The sequence below is a fragment of the Chryseobacterium artocarpi genome, from assembly GCF_001684975.1.
In the GTDB taxonomy this organism is placed as follows: Bacteria; Bacteroidota; Bacteroidia; order Flavobacteriales; family Weeksellaceae; genus Chryseobacterium; species Chryseobacterium artocarpi.
In genome coordinates this window covers 274,860-293,124 of sequence record NZ_MAYH01000045.1, presented here as the reverse complement: position 1 = coordinate 293,124, position 18,265 = coordinate 274,860, and the positions used below count along the sequence as shown (strand labels likewise).

Genomic DNA, 18,265 nt, shown 5'->3' with positions numbered 1-18,265 from the left:
TAAATAATAAATAGGTAAAAAATGTCAGGACATTACGAAGCTCCGATAAGGGAACCTCTAATTATTGGTCACAAAACTTATCACGATATCACAGAAGATATTGCACGACCTATCGAAGAAAGAGCAGGTAAATTATGGTGGATCTCATTATATGCTGCACTAGTTCTATTCATCTATGGATTCGGCTGTATCGCTTATACTATCGGGACAGGTATTGGAGCATGGGGGCTTAACAGAACTATTAACTGGGGTTGGGATATTACCAACTTCGTATGGTGGGTAGGTATCGGTCACGCCGGGACCCTAATCTCAGCGGTATTATTATTATTTAGACAGAGATGGAGAATGTCTGTAAACAGATCTGCAGAGGCGATGACGATCTTTGCGGTTGTACAGGCAGCTATTTTCCCTGTAATTCACATGGGTAGAGTTTGGGTTGGATACTGGGTATTCCCATTACCAAACCAATTCGGTTCTCTTTGGGGGAACTTTAACTCTCCTCTACTTTGGGACGTATTTGCGATCTCTACATATTTCTCAGTATCAACTGTATTCTGGTTCATGGGACTAATCCCTGACTTTGCAATGATCAGAGATAGAGCAAAAACTCCTTGGACTAAAAAGATTTATACATTCCTTGCATTCGGTTGGGGTGGTAAAGCAAAACACTGGCAAAGATTTGAAGAACTTTCTTTGGTTCTTGCAGGTTTAGCAACTCCACTTGTATTCTCGGTACACACAACCGTATCTTTTGACTTCGCGACTTCAGTAATTAAAGGATGGCACTCAACTATCTACCCTCCTTACTTCGTTGCAGGTGCGATCTTCTCAGGATTTGCAATGGTACAGACTCTATTGTTAGTAGCAAGAAAAGTTTGTCACTTGGAAGAGTATATTACAATGTATCATATCGAAATTATGAACATCGTAATTATCTTAACTGGTGGTATGGTAACTGTAGCTTATGCAACTGAATATTTCATCGGATGGTACTCAGGATCTAGATTTGAAGACTTTACATATCTTTCTCCAGGTGCTGCTGTAGGACCTTACTGGTGGGCATTCTGGTCATTGATCATCTGTAACCTTGTTATTCCAGCTTCATTCTGGTTCAAGAGACTAAGAACAAATATTATCTGGACGTTCATCGTTGCTTTGATCATCAACATCGGTATGTGGTTCGAGCGTTTTGATATCATCGTTATCAACCTTTCTAGAGACTACTTACCAGGATCATGGACAATGTTTAAGCCAACGATCATTGATGTGGGTGTATACTTAGGAACAATCGGATTCTTCTCTGTATTATTCTTATTATATGCAAGAACATTCCCTGTAATTGCACAGGCTGAATTAAAATCGATTTTGAAAATCTCAGGTGAAACTTATAAAGCAAAAGAAGGAGATGAGCACCACTAAAATTGTATACGGACTTTATGCTGACGACGACGATTTAATGAACGGCGTTAAAGCATTCAACGATAAAGGAATCAAAATAAACGAGGTTTATACTCCGTTTCCGGTTCACGGACTAGATAAGGCTTTAGGATTAAAGAAAACTAGAATTTCTGATGCTGCTTTCATCTATGCTTGTTATGGGGTTACTATCGGTGCTACTTTGACTTGGTATGTAATGAACCACGACTGGCCTCAGAATATCGGTGGTAAACCAGCTTTTGACTGGGGACACAACATGCCGGCATTCGTAGTTCCAATGTTCGAATTAATGGTATTCTGTGCTGCTCACATGATGTCTTTAACTTTCTTAGTTAGAAACAAAATGTATCCAGGAGCTCCAGCTCAGAACCCAGATCCAAGAACTACTGATGATAAATTCATGATGGAATTCGTAACTGAAGATGTAGAATCTGTAAAGCAGTTGCTAATTGAAACTGGAGTTGAAGAAATAACTGTTAAAGACGCTTAAAATGAAAAAGAATGTATTAAGAATTACAGCAGTTTTAGGTTTAACAACAGTTTTACTTAACTCTTGCGGACCAAAGGAGAATACTCCATTGGTATATTTCCCGGACATGTATTTTCCGGTAGCTTATGATCCATTGATGAAAGCTCAGGATGCGTATTCAGATCATGAAAATGAGATTCCTGCTTTTGTTAAAAATAATGGTGCAACAGGTCTTTCTCCAGTAGAAGGATCAGTTGCTCAGAATAAAGATGGTGTTTTTGAAGAAGGATTAAAACCAAAGAACGTTGACGAGTACAACGCAGGGTATGATGCTTCTAAAAAACTAACAGCTTCTCCTCTGAACCCAGCTAACGCAGCTAAGGATCTTGAAAGAGGAAAAGTATTGTTTGACCACACTTGTGCTGCATGCCACGGAACAGGAGGTGATGGACAAGGACCAATTGTACAAACGGGAGCATTCTCTGGAGTACCAAACTATGCTGACAGAGAGCTTACTGTAGGGTCTGTTCATTATGTATTAACAAACGGTAGAAACGCGATGGGATCTTATGCTGGACAGCTAAACCCTGGTGATAGATGGAGAGTGGCTATGTATGTGATGAGTGCTTTCAAAAAAGGAGCAGCAGCACCGGCAGCCGCAGCGCCAGCAACTGAAACGACTACCGAAACTAAAAAATAAGAAAAGAAATGTATAGTTTTTCACCAAAATTAAAATCAACTTCTATAATACTTCTTGTTGTAGGTTTAGTTCTGTTTGGTATTGGTTTCTTTATGAATAAAGGACTTTCTACTGAGAAAATAGAACATATGATGGAAGCTGTTCATGCTTCTGGTCATACTGCTCCTACACACTCAAGTGAAATGGTTGGACCACAGGACCACGCTGCTCACCTAGAGCACGCAGAAATGCAGGTTCATAACCAGCCTTTAGCAGCAATACATTTTGTAGCTGTATTTTTCTTTGGAGTAAGCTGCTGTGTATTATTCTTCTATTCTATCCAGCACGCTGCACACGCAGGATGGCCAATTATCATTACAAGAGTAATGGAAGCTATCGCTTCTTTTATCCCTTATGGTGGTGCAATCCTGGTTATCTTAATGATCTTAAACATCACTCATAACGGACACTTATTCCACTGGATGGATCCAGCTTTAACAGATCCAGATAATCCACACTTTGACGTGATCTTATTCGAAAAGAAAAAGTTTTTAAATATTCCTTTCTATGCAGTTAGAACTCTAATCTATGTGATTGGTGCTTCTTTCTTCGCTTGGAAATTAAAAGCTCAATCTAAAAAAGTAGACGAGACTAAGTCTAAAGTAGAGTATCAAATGCTTTACAGATGGTCGGTAGGTTATATCGCATTCTTCGGATTTGCTTCTGCTGCTTGGGCTTGGGACTGGTTGATGTCTATTGACCCTCACTGGTATTCTACAATGTACATCTGGTATTCAATGGTTAGCTGCCTATCAAGTGGTATTGCTGTAATCATCTTACTAAGTGTTTACCTTAAGAAGAACGGTTTCTTACCACAGTTCAATGATAACCACTTACACGATTTAGGAGTATTCCTTTTCGCTACAAGTATGCTTTGGACATATACATGGTTCGCTCAGTTCATGCTTTATTGGTATGCAAACGTTCCGGAAGAGGTTAACTACTTCTTCGGTAGATTCCAACACTACTCTCCTACTTTCTTACCGATGTTGATCATCAACTTCTTATTACCACTATTGGTATTAGTAAGTAGCAGCATCAAGAGAAACTACAAAGTAGTTACTACAATGGCTGTAGTAGTTATTTTAGGGCACATCCTAGACTACTTCAACATGGTAATGCCAGGAACAGTAGGACCATACTGGAAAACTCCGGAAGTATTCTTACTAGTTTTAGGAGCAATCCTATTCGTAGCTGGATTATTTATGTTTACTGTACTTTCAGCGTTAACTAAGCTTAAACTGATTCCTACAGGAAACCCATTCTTACACGAATCTGAAATTTATGAGTATCCTTTCTAAGGAACTTGTAACAAAATAAAACTCTAAAAGACTGATTGTTCAAACGATCAGTCTTTTTTTATGTCGTGATGTGAATAATTGCTCTTTATATCATTTACATTAAAGCTGCTCAAACTTTAATACCAAAATAAAGTCCCTCTATGAAAAGAATTTACCTGTTCTACATTATCTTTAGCTTGATCTCCGTCTTTACGAGTGCGCAGACTATTACCTTTATATCAGAAAAGACCAATAAACCACTTTCTAAAGTTTCAGTATTTGGCAGAGATGGAAGTATCCTTGCCTATTCAGATATTGATGGTAAAATTGAAAAACAAACATTGGTACCCTCCCAAGAGAAATTTCAATTAGTCTATAATAATTTTCCGGTTGCTACTCTTTCATATTCAGAATTTGAGCCTGTCATGAAAATCAATGATCAGGTAAAGGAAATCGAAACTGTCGTGATCAAGAATAATAAACCGGCAAAATACATTCTTATTAAAGGAAACTTTAATTCTTATGTTACGGTCAACAGCAAATTAAATGGTTATGCGGATGGAGTCATTACCTATATTTTTGATAATAAAACAAAAAAATTAAAAAGTACAAATGTTGAACAATACAGAATTTTCAGACTGAATGATCCAAAAGAGGAAAAAAAACAAACAGCAAGCTGGGACTACGGAAATTCACTGAATCCTCCTAAACTGAAAAAGGTAGGTAATCTTGAAGAATTTAAAAAGAAGAATACAAGAATTAAAGAACTTAAAGGAGCTTCAAAAGATGAAATAGAAGTTATAGGAGAATATCTTCAGAAAAAAGAATTTGCATTATTTGGCTTCCGTTTTTTTGATTTAAGAGGCATTCAAAATATTGCTTTTGAAAAAAATTCTCAGAAAACACTAAAAGACCTTCTTGAATTTAATGAAATAGAATTTATTAAGCTAAAACATAAAAGCGAGAAAGACTATAATCAAGTTATTTCCTATGAAAATTTTTACACTACTGAAATAAGCTTCAGCAATGAAAATAAGATGGAAAGTGTAAAATTCAATACGGAAATAAGCAATTATAAAACGCAATACTGGCAAGACGCTTCATTCCCAAATATGCAGACTATTTTCAGCAGTTTCTTTAAAGACGACCTACAGGAAAAACAAAACAAAAAATAAAATCAACTATTAATAAAGGTTTTACTAAATTTGCAACAAACCAAATAAAAATGAAAAAGTTTTCTTTTCTACTTGTTTTCAGTCTGTTGCTTTTTACAGCATGTAAGAAAGATCATGTAGATGCTACGAATACTAAAACGCTGCAGTCAAGTATTAACGATATGACTTCCAGCCTACCAACCATTAAACAGATTAAGTTTAATGAAGCTCTTTATATCCTTAAAACATTTGGTGTAGAGGCTGACGGTGACGTAAATGAGTTAAAAGCTCTTGGAAAACTGATTAACGGGAAGAAAGTTCCTGAGATCATGACCCTTGCTGACGAAGTCGCTCAAAAAAACGGTATAGAATGGGTAAGTACTGACCCGCCATCTCTAGGTGAAATGAATATCTTCGGGGATGATAAAGCTAAAGAAAGCGATCCGAATGATGTAAAAGCCGGAGCTTTAAGCATTGTGACAAGACCAACAGGTGATGATGGAAGTGGTGCGCCTACCGCTATTCAAATTGTACCTAGACTTGTAGATGCCGCAGGAAATCCTGTATCATTCACAGGAGCTGGGCTTGAAGCTACATTGGAAGTATTCAGCAACGGAGTAAGACTTTCTACAGCCAAAAACTTAATGCAGGATAACAACTTTAAAGGATTTAACCTTAAATTCTCTTCTATTCCGGCATCTAAAGTAGTAGATAATAAAATCGACATCACAGTTTCTGTAAAAACAACTGCAAAAACGTTCAAAATGTCAAAAATCGGATTGGATGTAAACGCTGCAGCTCTGAAAGTTCCTGCTGTTCCTAAAACTGATACAGCAGCTGTGGTACAACAGCCAAGCGCAGTGGTAGATCCAAATAACCCATCCGCCACTACTCCATCTACAACAACAGATCCAGGTACCACAACACCTACGGCTCCTGCTGCTCCAAAACAGCCGACAGCAGATCCTAAAAATACAGTTAGCAAGTTCTTAAGCAGTGTAAGTTCTCAAAACCTAAAAGCAGCTTATGATGCATCCAATAACCCAAGCTGGGGAAGCTATGAGTCTTTCTCAAATCCTAACTCTGGTTTTGGTGCAGTAAAAAATGTAAGCGTAAAAAACATTACCACAAGTGCTGCTAATGCTAATGGAGCAAGTGTAAATGCTACTTACGACGTAACGGATAAAAGTGGGAAAATAACCTCTCTGAAAGTAACTTTCGGACTTAAAAATGTAAACGGAGACTGGAAAATTTCCAGCTATAAAATCAATCCATAAATGGCTTCACCAGAACTGATCAGAAAATTAGAAGAAACAATTGAAAATATCTCAGACTTTCCCATTCCCGGGATTCAGTTTAAAGATATTTCACCTATTTTCTTAGATCCTAAACTTTATGAAGATGTAATTGCGGACCTTGCAGCAAACAGTAAAGGAAAAGTAGATGCAGTATGCGGAATAGAAAGCCGTGGTTACCTGTTCGGAATTGCTATTGCTGTAGCATTAGAAGTTCCTTTTATCTTAATCAGAAAAGCAGGAAAACTTCCACCACCTGTTATTTCAGAAAAATATGATTTGGAATATGGAAGCGCTATCATTGAAACCCGTGAAGGGCAGATAAAGCCAGGACAAAGAGTTTTAATTCACGACGACCTTTTGGCAACAGGAGGAACTACCGAAGCAGCCGCTAAATTAGTAGAAAAACAAGGTGCTACTGTTTCTCAATTCAGTTTCCTGATTGGTTTAAAAGACTTGAAAGGAGATGAAAAACTGAAAAAATTCGGTGCAGAAGTCTACCACATTTTAGAATATTAAAATTCAGAATAAATAATATGCTTCGACTTCGCTCAGCATGACAATTACTGGAAAAACTTCAGGTTTAGAAATGTCACGCAGAGCAGAGTCGAAGCTTTTTTATGATAAATAAAAGCAAATTCTCAAGATTTAAATAATAATACCTATAAAGTATTTTGTAAATCTCTAAGAAACAATTAAATTTGCAATTCAATTTTTAAAAACTTATGGCAAAATTGGGAAAGAATGCTCAGAACGAGCAAGAAGGTAAAGAAACGGTTGAGTTCTTCAAAGATCTTGACAGAGAAGCCTTAAACACTGAGAGATTTCTTGAAAAATATTCAAAACCTTTAGGTATTGTATTTGGAGTTTTAGTTTTAGGGGTTTTAGGATTCTTTGGATATAAGCAATTTGTAGTTGCTCCTAAAAATGCTGAAGCTGTAAAAAGTTTCCTTGCTGCTCAGAAAAACCTTAATGAAAATAAAGAAAAAGAAGCTTTAGGTGGAAAATCTGCTGCTAACCCAGGATTCATTGGTACTTCTAATGAGTATTCCGGAACAAGCATCGGACAATTATCTGCTTATAACGCTGGTTTATTGAAGTTCAAAGAAGGAAAATTCCAGGAAGCTTATGATCTTTTAGATAAATTCTCTTCAGACAACAAAACGTTAGTAGCTATGAAATATGGTGCTATGGCAGATGCAAAGTCAGGATTGAATAAAAACGACGAAGCTTTATCTCTATTAGACAAAGCAGCTACTGCATCTGATGATCCATATACTACTTATTTCTTCACAAGAAAAGCAGGTATTGTAGCATTAGGATTAAAGAAAAATGCAGAAGCTAAAAAATACTTCTCTGCAATTGACGAGAAATATCAGGATTATGACAACGGAATGTCTGATTCTTACATTGAAATGACTAAATATTATTAAAAAATGGCAACAGTTAATCTTTCCGATTACAAGCCACTTCATATAACTAATGCCGAAGATTTTTCTATCGGCATTGTTTTTTCTGAGTGGAATGATTTTGTAACGTACAATCTTCGTGACGCAGCTTTGGAAATTCTTGAAAAAGAAGGCGTAAAACCTGAAAACATTAAACTTTTCCCTGTTCCCGGAGCTTTTGAATTGAGCTATGCTAGTATGCAGCTTTGCAAAGAAAGAAAATATGATGCAGTAATTTCTATCGGGTGTGTAATCCGTGGTGAAACGCCTCACTTCGACTATGTATGCTCTGCAGTAGCACAAGGTATTAAGGATTGTAACATCATGACGGATACTCCTACTATTTTCTGTGTATTAACAGATGACACAAAGGAACAATCTATCGCTAGAAGCGGAGGCGACCTTGGTAATAAAGGAGTGGAAGCAGCAGTTACAGCTTTAAGAATGATTGATTTCAAAAAGAATCTATCTGATAAAAAAGGAAATATCGGTTTCGGACACTCTTAACCTTTGATATACTTTAACAATATATGGGACTATTTTTTAATAGTCCTTTTTTTGTTGAAAGGTTTTAGAATAATGCAAAATTCATTAAACATTTGTTTAAATCACTGCCTTATATTCTTAAAATCTTATTAATAAATATTATGTTTTACTTTTTTTCAGCTAAAAGTTATATACAACAACTATCTTTGCGAAAATCGTATAGACCATAAATCCATGTTTCTAAAAAAAGTAAAACCATTCCTGTATTTAGGAGTTTTTTATCTTATTCTGTCTCTGATCATAAGGACAGTATTCTTTTTTCACCCCATTACAACGGCAAGTTTCAGCTTCTTTGAGGTAATTAAAGTACTCTTTGTAGGTATTGTCAATGACTTTTTTGTCTTTACCTTAGCCAGTGCCATATTAGCCCTCTACTTTTTGTTTCTTTCAAATTCGAAATATAAGAAACCGTATGGCTATATTATTTTTGGTACTTTGGTTTTATTTTTCCTTTACATTTGGTTGATTCCCAATAACATTTTCAAACAATATGGTGGTTCCATAACGGAAATTGCACTCACTTTTGTCGGATTAAAAACATTCCTGTTCGGATTAATGCTTTTTCTTCCTACACAAAGAATCAAAATCCGTAATGTGTTATACTTTATCACATTACTTCTATATGTGCTGTCAATCATATTCAACGGAGTAAGTGAATATTTCTTCTACAATGAATTTGGAGTTCGTTACAACTTTATCGCCGTAGATTACCTGATCTACACCAATGAAGTGATTGGAAACATCATGGAAAGTTACCCTGTAGTTCCATTATTTTCTGCAATCTTAGCTGTAACTATTGCTATTACATGGTTCATCTATAAAAAAACAAAAAATGAATTGCTTGAATTGCCCAATTTTAAACAAAAATTGATCTTACTGGGGACATTTACAATTCTCTGCGCTGTCAGTTTAATGGTAATTCCTTCATTAATGCAAATAAAGTCTGATAACGTTTTTGCTGATGAAATTGAAGCTAACGGAATTCCTAAGTTCTATTGGGCGTTTACTCATAATGAACTGGACTATTTCCAATTCTATTCACAACTTGATCAACAGCAGGCAGAAAAGAACTTCTTAAGCCAGTATCCACAGAAGACATTATCCCGAAATATTGTAGCAGAACAGCCTGAAGTAAAGAAAAACGTTGTTTTAATCTCTATTGAAAGTCTTTCCGCAGATTTCCTTGAACATTATGGAAACACTCAGAAGATTACTCCATTCCTGGATAGCCTTGCTGAAAAGTCACTTATGTTTACCAATCTTTATGCTACAGGAAACAGAACAGTACGAGGTCTGGAAGCTTTGACTCTTTGCATTCCTCCTACGGCTGGAGAAAGTATCATTAAAAGAGATGATAACAAGAATAAATTCACTACCGGAAGCGTTTTCAAATCAAAAGGATATGACGTTAAATATCTTTACGGTGGATATAGTTATTTTGATAATATGCAGGACTTCTTTGGAGGAAATGGATATGATATTGTAGACAGAAATAACTTTAAACCGGAAGAAATCACCTTTGCCAACGTTTGGGGTGTTGCGGATGAAGATATGGCAAGAAAAGCGATTAAGGTAATGAATGCTGAAGCGAAATCAGGAAAACCATTCTTTAATCACTGGATGACAGTTTCCAACCACAGACCTTTTACATATCCTGATGGAAGAATTGATATTCCGGGAACAGCCAAATCCCGTGAAGGAGGGGTAAAATATACTGATTACTCTTTAAAGCTGTTTTTCGATATGGCAAAAAAGCAGGATTGGTATAAAAATACGGTCTTTGTAATTGTTTCGGATCATTGTGCATCCAGTGCAGGAAAAACAGAACTTCCAATGGACAAATACAGAATTCCGGCAATGATCTTCTCAGAAGGATTTATCCAGCCACAAAAGTTTGATGCATTGATGTCACAGATTGATCTAATGCCTACTCTTTTCGGATTATTGAACTTCAGCTATAAATCTAAGTTTCTGGGACAAGATGTTTTCAAACCGGAATTTCAGCCTAAGGCTTATATTGCTACATATCAAGATCTTGGTTTCGTAAAAGACAATCGTTTAACAATCATTTCTCCGGTTAAGAAAGCAAAACAGTACTCTCTGGAACTGGAAAAAAGTAATTTAGCACCTGAATTTAAATTATACTATGACGAGAAGTTATTAAAAGATAAAGATCAGAAGCTGGTAGATGATGCCATTTCAGCATATCAATCAACATCTTATTGGCTGAAGACCAAACAACTTAACCGATAATTTTATATTTTAGAATATGAAATATTCGTTTTCAGAAAAGTTCAATGAGCAGTAAACCAGATGTAACTTTAATAAATTATCGTAAACTTTAATTTTATAAATTTACGGATACAAAAAAACATATTATTATGAGATGGACAGACGACAGAGGCGGCAACGTTGATGATCGCCGTGGCTCCGGTGGCGGAGGTGGTATGATCGTAGGTGGCGGACTCGGAACTTTAATTATAGCAGCTATTGTTTTCTTTTTAGGCGGAGATCCTTCCGGTATTTTGAATTCCGGCAGCGTACAATCTTCCGGTAATTCTGAAAGAAGAGAACTTACAGCAGAAGAAAAACAAATCGGGCAAATGGTAGATATGCTTGATGCTTGGAATTCCCAAACCTGGAATCAGGTTTTCAAAGAAAACGGAATGACATATGTTGATCCTAAAATTGTACTTTTTGAAGACACAACAAATTCTGCATGCGGAACCGCTCAATCTGCAATGGGTCCATTTTATTGCCCTGCCGACCAAAAAGTATATATGGATATGAGCTTCTTTGGTGAACTTCAACAGAGGTTTGGGGCTAAAGTAACTGAATTCACAGTGGCTTATGTTCTTGCTCATGAAGTAGGACACCACGTACAAACACTTTTAGGAACTACACAGAAAGTAGACGCCTTAAGAAGAAGTGGAAGATATTCAGAAGCAGAAATGAACAGAGTATCTGTTGCTACAGAATTACAGGCAGATTTTTATGCCGGAGTTTGGGCAAGACGTACCGATGATTCAAAAAAGATTCTGGAACCCGGAGATATACAATCTGCTATAGATGCTGCTGAAGCCGTAGGAGATGATAATATTCAAAAGAGAGGACAAGGATATGTGAATCAGGAAAGCTTTACTCATGGATCATCTGCACAACGTAAAGAATGGTTCATGAAAGGTTATAATACAGGTGATATCAAACAAGGTGATACTTTTAATCAGCTTTTAAAATAAGTAAATTACACCATTAAAAATAAAAAAGACTGTCTCATATAGACAGTCTTTTCATTTATTGTAATTCTATTGGGTTTGTATTTTTTTTGGCTTCCTCTTTTACCCTTTCTTCCATTCTCTTTCTCATATCAGCAGGATTCTCGTTACCTCCGCCGGGACCTCTTCCTCCACCTATTCTCATTGGAGCAGATATTCCTCCCGTTCCCTGAGTCATAAAGGACATTGGATCTGATTTGAACTTTTGCTGTTGCTTTACAAAATCCATTCTTTTCACTTTTAAAGTATTACCAAACTGATTCAACGTTGGAAACTCAGCAATTTTATAATTTTTCATTAAATCAAAAGAATAATCCCCTTTGTCATCCTCTGCCTTTACCACCAATCCGGGAAGCCCTCCAAACTTATACGGACCATCCTGATACGGTAAATCTGTAGTAAACCATGCTGTCCACTTTCTTCCTGCAAAATCTGTTTCCGCTTTCTGGACCTTATACTCTCCTATTTTTGTAGTTTCAGAAGAAATTTTCCATACCAATGGTCTGTCCTCTTCATAAGAATATAAATCTCGCCCTATTCTGTCTTTAAAATAAGTTTTCTGATTCGTCTTATCCTTTTCTACAGTATAATTGATATTGGTCCTTAAACTTTCCATCTGCTCTCGATTGATATTTCCTCTTCCACCGCCTGCCTGAAAGGCTTTCTGCATGATTGAGTCTCTTTTAATTCTGTTCTCAGAGTAAAAAACAGATTTTTCAGGAGAAATATCGAGATATGCATTTTCAGTTTTAATATCTGTTTTATTTTCAGCATCCGGCTTCATCGTTACCTGATATACAAACCTGTTTGTCTGTGCTGAAACCTGCTGTATAAAGAGTGCCAGAGCAATAATGCCTAATTTTTTCATTATGAGTCAATTTATGTTTTGGATTTCAAAAGATTACCAAGGTTAAACTCATCAATGATAAAAATCGATAAAATAAAAATGCTGATTTTTATATCCTGATTTTTGTTCGTATTTTTGCCTCATTAAATCATTCTAAATAAATACAATGATAAAAGTATCAGACTATGCAAAGGAGAAAGCCATCCAACTTATGACGGAAGATGGTTTTAACCCTGCTGAAGATTATATAAGAGTTGGGGTGAAAAGCGGCGGATGCTCTGGTTTAGAGTATGTTTTAAAGTTTGACAACCAAAAAACAGACACAGATCAGATTTTTGAAGATAATGATATTAAGATTATTATAGATAAAAAATCCATCCTTTATTTAGCAGGAACCACTCTTGAATATTCAGGAGGATTGAACGGAAAAGGATTTGTTTTTAACAATCCGAACGCATCCAGAACATGTGGATGTGGAGAATCATTTAGTCTTTAGAAAAAAGACATAAGATCCTAGACATCAGAAAAATATGAGGTCTAAATCTGAAATCTAAAAAATTATAATGAGTAAATATACTGAAGACGATTTAAGAGTCGATCTAGAAAATAAAAAATATGAATTCGGTTGGGAAACCAAGATTGATTACGAAGACTTCCCAATTGGTTTAAATGAGGATATCATCCGTGCGATTTCTGCTAAAAAAGAAGAACCCGAATGGATGACTGAATGGCGTTTGGAATCTTTCAAAATCTGGTTGAAAATGGTAGAGCCTAACTGGGCAAATATCAAATATGAAAAACCAGATTTTCAAGCAATCCGTTACTACGCGGCTCCAAAGGCAAAACCTGAACTGGAAAGCCTTGACCAGGTAGACCCTGAATTATTGAAAACTTTCGAAAAGCTAGGGATTAATATCGAGGAACAAAAAAGACTTTCAGGAGTAGCTGTAGATATCGTAATAGATTCAGTTTCTGTGAAAACCACTTTCCAGGAAACATTGATGGAAAAAGGAATTATTTTCTGTTCTATCTCTGAAGCTATCAAAAATCATCCAGATTTAGTAAGAAAATATCTTGGAAAAGTAGTTCCTAGAGGAGATAACTTTTATGCAGCATTAAATTCCGCAGTATTCTCTGACGGAAGTTTCTGTTATATTCCAAAAGGGGTAAAATGCCCAATGGAACTTTCTACGTATTTCCGTATCAACCAGGCAGGAACAGGACAGTTTGAAAGAACACTTGTTATCGCAGACGAAGGAAGTTATGTTTCTTATCTTGAAGGATGTACAGCTCCATCAAGAGACGAAAACCAGCTTCACGCTGCCGTTGTTGAGTTGATCGCAATGGATAATGCTGAAATTAAATATTCTACAGTACAGAACTGGTATCCAGGTAATGAAGAAGGAAAAGGAGGTGTATTCAACTTTGTAACGAAGAGAGGTCTTTGCGAAAGAAATGCAAAAATCTCATGGACACAGGTGGAAACAGGTTCTGCTGTAACTTGGAAATACCCATCTTGTATTCTGAAAGGTGACAATTCAATCGGAGAGTTCTACTCTATCGCGGTAACGAATAACCACCAATATGCAGATACAGGAACAAAAATGATCCACATTGGAAAAAACACCAAATCAACGATCATTTCAAAAGGTATTTCTGCAGGAAAATCTCAAAACTCATACAGAGGACAGGTAAAAGTAATGCCTTCTGCAAAAGGAGCAAGAAACTTCTCTCAATGCGACTCTTTATTGATGGGTAATGAATGTGGAGCACACACTTTCCCTTACATTGAAATCAAAGATCCTACCGCACAATTGGAACACGAAGCAACGACTTCAAAAATCGGGGAAGATCAGATCTTCTACTGTAACCAAAGAGGTATCGATACGGAAAGAGCAATTGCTTTGATCGTAAACGGCTTCAGTAAAGAGGTATTAAATAAACTTCCAATGGAATTTGCTATTGAAGCTCAGAAACTATTAGAAATCTCATTAGAAGGATCAGTTGGGTAATCAATTGAAAAAGATAGTCTCTATGAAAAAGTTCTTATTGGCATTTTTTGGATTTATTTTTCTAAGTTTCTCCGCTCAGGAAAAAAAAGGATTTCAATTATCAAGTCATATTCTTGATATTTCAGAAGGGAAACCAGCAGGAAAAGTTGAAATAGAACTGGAAAAATATAATGAAACCACAAAACAATGGGTTTCTTTGGGTAAAAAGCAAACTGATAATAATGGCAGGGTTTCAGATTTTTTACCATATCAAAAAACCGATAATAACGGAAAATACAAACTTGTATTCTTCATAGAAGATTATTACAAACATAAAAATATAGAAAGCTTCTATCCGGCTATTGAAGTAATATTCAAGATCAAAGACAACGAGCATTATCATGTTCCGATTACTTTATCACCATTTGGATATTCCACATACAGAGGAAGCTAGTACAATTATAAAAAGAAAAAGTTAGCAAGAATGTTACAAATTAAAGACCTTCACGCCAAAATTGAAGACGGCGCAGAAATATTAAAAGGGATTAACCTTGAAATAAAGCCAGGCGAAGTTCACGCTATTATGGGACCAAACGGAGCTGGTAAGTCTACCCTTTCTTCTGTAATCGCTGGAAAAGAGGATTACGAAGTGACAGGTGGAGAAATCATTTTCCAAGGAGAAGACATCATTGAAGATGCTCCTGAAGACAGAGCACACAAAGGAATCTTCCTATCTTTCCAATATCCAGTGGAAATTCCGGGAGTTTCTGTAACGAACTTCATCAAAGCTGCTTTAAACGAAACAAGAAAAGCAAACGGATTAGCTGAAATGCCAGCAAAAGAAATGCTTGCTTTAATCCGTGAAAAATCTGAAAAATTAGGAATCAAAAAAGATTTCCTTTCAAGATCATTAAATGAAGGATTTTCAGGAGGTGAAAAGAAAAGAAACGAGATCTTCCAGATGATGATGCTGGACCCGAAATTGGCTATTCTTGATGAAACAGATTCAGGATTAGACATTGATGCACTAAGAATTGTTGCAGACGGTGTAAATGCTTTTAAAAATGAAGGAAACGCAGTTCTTTTGATTACCCACTATCAAAGATTGCTTAATTATATTCAACCGGACTTCGTTCACGTTTTAGCTAATGGAAAAATCATCAAAACTGGTGATAAATCTCTTGCTTTAGAACTTGAAGAAAAAGGGTACGACTGGCTTCTTAACTAATCATAAGAAGTATTATTTCAGAGATTAAAAATTTTCGCTGGTATTCATAAACGTAGCAAAAAAGAATCTCTAATATTAAAAATTGGATTACCTGTTCCTCGGAATAGCAATATTTTTAGTTCAAAATAAAAAGAAAAAATGGTGCAAACCACAGATATACCAGTAATGGCATTAAAAGAACAAATCATCGAAAACCATAATGAGTTTTTGGAGAGCCTTCGTCACAGATTTCTGGATGAAGATAGAAAAGCTGCTCTTCAAAAGTTTGAAAACGTTGGTTTTCCGACAAAAAAAGACGAAGAATATAAATATACCAATCTAAAGGAGATCACGGAAAAAAGCTACAACTTCTTCCCGAATGAACACCACAATATCACTAAAGAGCAGTTTGACCAATTGCATCTGGGTGAAGAAAACTTCGATTGGATTGTTTTTGTAAACGGTAAACTTCACAAAGAACTTTCTAAAGTTTCTATTGAAAATGTAGAGTTCCTTTCATTCAATTATGCATTGAATGATGATAAACATAAAGAGGTTTTTGAAAAATACTTCAATACAATTGCTTCTAAGGATTTAGCTTTCACAAACTTAAACCTTGCATACTGCAAATATGGTTTCTTTTTGAAAGTTCCTAAAAATGTAGTGATTGAAAAGCCAATTCACGTTTTCTATATTTCTCAGAATCAGGAAGAAAATACATTCTACAATACAAGAAATTTATTGATCGTAGAAGATGGTGCAAAAGTAGAAATCATCGAAAGTCACCACAATTTTGATGACACTTATGTGTTAACAAACTCTGTGACTGAAATTTTCACTTATCCAAATGCAAAAGCAGACTGGCACAAGCTTCAGAACGATAATAATACTTCTTACCTTATAGACAATACCTTTGCAAAACAGGAGAAAGACAGTTTAACGACTGTAAATACATTCTCTTTCGGAGGTAAGTTAGTAAGAAACAACCTTGATTTTATCCAGAATGGTTCCAATATTAATTCATTCATGAATGGTATTACGATTATCGGAAAAGATCAGTTGGTAGACCACCATACGGCGGTTCATCACAATCAACCAAACTGTGAAAGTTACCAGAACTACAAAGGAATTTTTGATGGTAATGCTCACGGAGTTTTCAACGGAAAAGTATTTGTTGATAAAATCGCTCAGAAGACCAATGCTTATCAGCAGAACAATAATGTGTTGCTAAGCGAAGGAGCTAGTATTGATACTAAACCTCAGTTGGAGATCTTTGCTGATGATGTAAAGTGTTCTCACGGATGTACAGTGGGACAGCTGAATGAAGATGCTTTATTCTATTTAAGAGCCAGAGGGATTTCTAAAAAAGAAGCTCAGGCGTTACTTCTATATGCATTCGCAAACGATGCGATGCAGAATATCGATATTGAGCCTTTAAAAGAGAAAATTTCAAAGCTTTTGGCAGAGAAACTTGAAGTAGATATAGAATTTTAAAATTTATATATATTGATAAAGAAAAAGCACTTCAGATTGAAGTGCTTTTTTATGTATATCATTCCGGATTATTTTTTCAACCAGCTTTGGTTATCTTTATTTTCGGAACGTTTTTTTCCATTGTCAAAGTTATAGGCAAGACCGACTCCCAATGTTTGCTTTAGCTGTGTTTTCCAGATCTGATTGTGATCATACAAAAGATCAAGAGTAACATTGGTAGAGATATATTTATTAATTTTCATGCTTAACACTCCGCTATATCCTAATACCAATCTTTCAGGGTGATCTAAATAGTTTGAGAATACGGAAGCTGTATTAAGCAAAGTAATGTTTTCCATAATTTTTAGCTTATACATTGCCGTTCCCAAGAAACCGAATTGGAACAGTGAAGAATCTCCATCATTTTTAAGACCATAAGTGCCTGCTGTCTGGAGATCTTTATCTAGTACAAACGTCCATCTTGCGTTGGCAGGGCGTAAAGTTACCGTCAGATTATCATTCGGGCGGTAAGTAACACCAGCACCTAGATTCAGATATCCCGGAGCCATAAAGTTTGATATTTTCTTTGCATCAGGATTATTTCCATCTTCATAACCTGGCGCAAACTGAGTTTGAAGACCCGCACCCGCAGAGAAATACCAGTGTTTAGCAAACTCTCGCCCGTAATTGGTTGATAGGTTGATAACATCCTGAGTTTTTCTTACTCCGGTACCCTGTGTATTGTTTTGTCCGTAGCCAAGAATGATAATGTTTTCCCAAAGATCTTTATTCTTTTCATAGGTAAGGTTATAATTAACACCAGCAAGCCATCCTACGTTGTTGGCTCCACCACCTACCCAGTTTGAAAAGGCAGCCTGATTAAGCATCAATGTATTTTGTCCCTGAATAGACCAGGCTTTAACAGTATCTGCTGCCGGAGCATCAGCTTTAGTTTCTTGTGCTGTTACAATAGCCCCAAAAGAAATGGAAGCGATCAATAAAACTTTTTTCATAATCAACGATTTTTTACAAATGTATAAAATAATAATCTACACCCTCCTAAAATTCACCCTGAAATGAATTTAAATTCGGTTAAAAACCCTA

At 36.0% G+C, this 18,265-nt stretch carries 18 protein-coding genes; 16 read left to right on the top strand and 2 right to left on the bottom strand.

Translation table 11 applies throughout. From position 1 onward, the window contains the following. Positions 1 to 21 precede the first annotated feature (21 nt). The 11 genes from nrfD (at position 22) to ypfJ (ending at position 11,607) form a co-directional block, all read left to right on the top strand. Positions 22 to 1,419 carry an NrfD/PsrC family molybdoenzyme membrane anchor subunit gene (nrfD, locus tag BBI01_RS16185; RefSeq protein ID WP_065395681.1) on the top strand — a complete coding sequence of 466 codons (1,398 nt, stop codon included), beginning with the start codon at positions 22 to 24 and terminating at the stop codon, positions 1,417 to 1,419. Beyond that, a complete protein-coding gene (locus tag BBI01_RS16180; protein ID WP_047098680.1) occupies positions 1,406 to 1,927 on the top strand; it encodes a DUF3341 domain-containing protein in 522 nt (173 codons plus the stop codon). Before nrfD ends, BBI01_RS16180 begins: the two co-directional genes overlap by 14 nt. A gap of 1 nt (position 1,928) precedes the next feature. After that, positions 1,929 to 2,606 (top strand): c-type cytochrome, encoded by a 678-nt coding sequence (locus BBI01_RS16175; RefSeq protein WP_065395680.1) that lies wholly within the window; start codon positions 1,929 to 1,931, stop codon positions 2,604 to 2,606. Positions 2,607 to 2,614: 8 nt separating this feature from the next. Beyond that, entirely contained in the window at positions 2,615 to 3,946 is a 1,332-nt protein-coding gene (locus tag BBI01_RS16170) for a quinol:cytochrome C oxidoreductase (RefSeq protein WP_065395679.1), read from the top strand. Between the two features lie 140 nt (positions 3,947 to 4,086). Next, a complete protein-coding gene (locus tag BBI01_RS16165) occupies positions 4,087 to 5,100 on the top strand; it encodes a hypothetical protein (protein ID WP_065395678.1) in 1,014 nt (337 codons plus the stop codon). Positions 5,101 to 5,150: 50 nt separating this feature from the next. Next, positions 5,151 to 6,356: an NTF2-like N-terminal transpeptidase gene (locus tag BBI01_RS16160; RefSeq protein ID WP_065395677.1), complete on the top strand. Its 1,206-nt coding sequence runs from the start codon at positions 5,151 to 5,153 to the stop codon at positions 6,354 to 6,356. Next, positions 6,357 to 6,893: an adenine phosphoribosyltransferase gene (locus BBI01_RS16155; RefSeq protein WP_065395676.1), complete on the top strand. Its 537-nt coding sequence runs from the start codon at positions 6,357 to 6,359 to the stop codon at positions 6,891 to 6,893. 206 nt (positions 6,894 to 7,099) lie between these two features. Beyond that, on the top strand, positions 7,100 to 7,807 hold the full coding sequence (locus BBI01_RS16150; protein ID WP_065395675.1) for a YfgM family protein: 708 nt from the start codon (positions 7,100 to 7,102) through the stop codon (positions 7,805 to 7,807). Between the two features lie 3 nt (positions 7,808 to 7,810). Beyond that, positions 7,811 to 8,329: a 6,7-dimethyl-8-ribityllumazine synthase gene (gene ribH, locus BBI01_RS16145; protein WP_065395674.1), complete on the top strand. Its 519-nt coding sequence runs from the start codon at positions 7,811 to 7,813 to the stop codon at positions 8,327 to 8,329. Between the two features lie 213 nt (positions 8,330 to 8,542). Next, entirely contained in the window at positions 8,543 to 10,621 is a 2,079-nt protein-coding gene (locus BBI01_RS16140; RefSeq protein ID WP_065395673.1) for an LTA synthase family protein, read from the top strand. A gap of 128 nt (positions 10,622 to 10,749) precedes the next feature. Beyond that, positions 10,750 to 11,607, top strand: coding sequence for a KPN_02809 family neutral zinc metallopeptidase (gene ypfJ / locus BBI01_RS16135; RefSeq protein WP_065395672.1), 858 nt, complete (start codon positions 10,750 to 10,752; stop codon positions 11,605 to 11,607). A 55-nt stretch (positions 11,608 to 11,662) separates the two neighbouring features. On the opposite strand, the gene BBI01_RS16130 is transcribed toward ypfJ, so the two are convergent. Continuing rightward, positions 11,663 to 12,511: a GLPGLI family protein gene (locus tag BBI01_RS16130; RefSeq protein ID WP_065395671.1), complete on the bottom strand. Its 849-nt coding sequence runs from the start codon at positions 12,509 to 12,511 to the stop codon at positions 11,663 to 11,665. A 145-nt stretch (positions 12,512 to 12,656) separates the two neighbouring features. Between BBI01_RS16130 and BBI01_RS16125 the strand changes: the two genes are divergently transcribed. From BBI01_RS16125 to sufD, 5 genes are all read left to right on the top strand, one after another. Next, positions 12,657 to 12,986 (top strand): HesB/IscA family protein, encoded by a 330-nt coding sequence (locus tag BBI01_RS16125; protein WP_047098035.1) that lies wholly within the window; start codon positions 12,657 to 12,659, stop codon positions 12,984 to 12,986. Between the two features lie 67 nt (positions 12,987 to 13,053). Next, a complete protein-coding gene (gene sufB / locus BBI01_RS16120) occupies positions 13,054 to 14,502 on the top strand; it encodes a Fe-S cluster assembly protein SufB (protein ID WP_065395670.1) in 1,449 nt (482 codons plus the stop codon). A gap of 22 nt (positions 14,503 to 14,524) precedes the next feature. After that, on the top strand, positions 14,525 to 14,935 hold the full coding sequence (gene uraH, locus BBI01_RS16115) for a hydroxyisourate hydrolase (protein ID WP_065395669.1): 411 nt from the start codon (positions 14,525 to 14,527) through the stop codon (positions 14,933 to 14,935). 30 nt (positions 14,936 to 14,965) lie between these two features. Continuing rightward, entirely contained in the window at positions 14,966 to 15,709 is a 744-nt protein-coding gene (sufC, locus tag BBI01_RS16110) for a Fe-S cluster assembly ATPase SufC (RefSeq protein ID WP_065395668.1), read from the top strand. Positions 15,710 to 15,874: 165 nt separating this feature from the next. After that, a complete protein-coding gene (gene sufD, locus BBI01_RS16105) occupies positions 15,875 to 17,182 on the top strand; it encodes a Fe-S cluster assembly protein SufD (RefSeq protein WP_065395989.1) in 1,308 nt (435 codons plus the stop codon). 68 nt (positions 17,183 to 17,250) lie between these two features. Here the strand turns inward: sufD and BBI01_RS16100 are convergent, their stop codons facing one another. Next, the gene (locus tag BBI01_RS16100) at positions 17,251 to 18,174 is read right to left on the bottom strand and encodes a DUF3078 domain-containing protein (RefSeq protein WP_065395667.1); all 924 of its coding nucleotides are present in this window, start codon (positions 18,172 to 18,174) and stop codon (positions 17,251 to 17,253) included. Positions 18,175 to 18,265 lie beyond the last annotated feature (91 nt).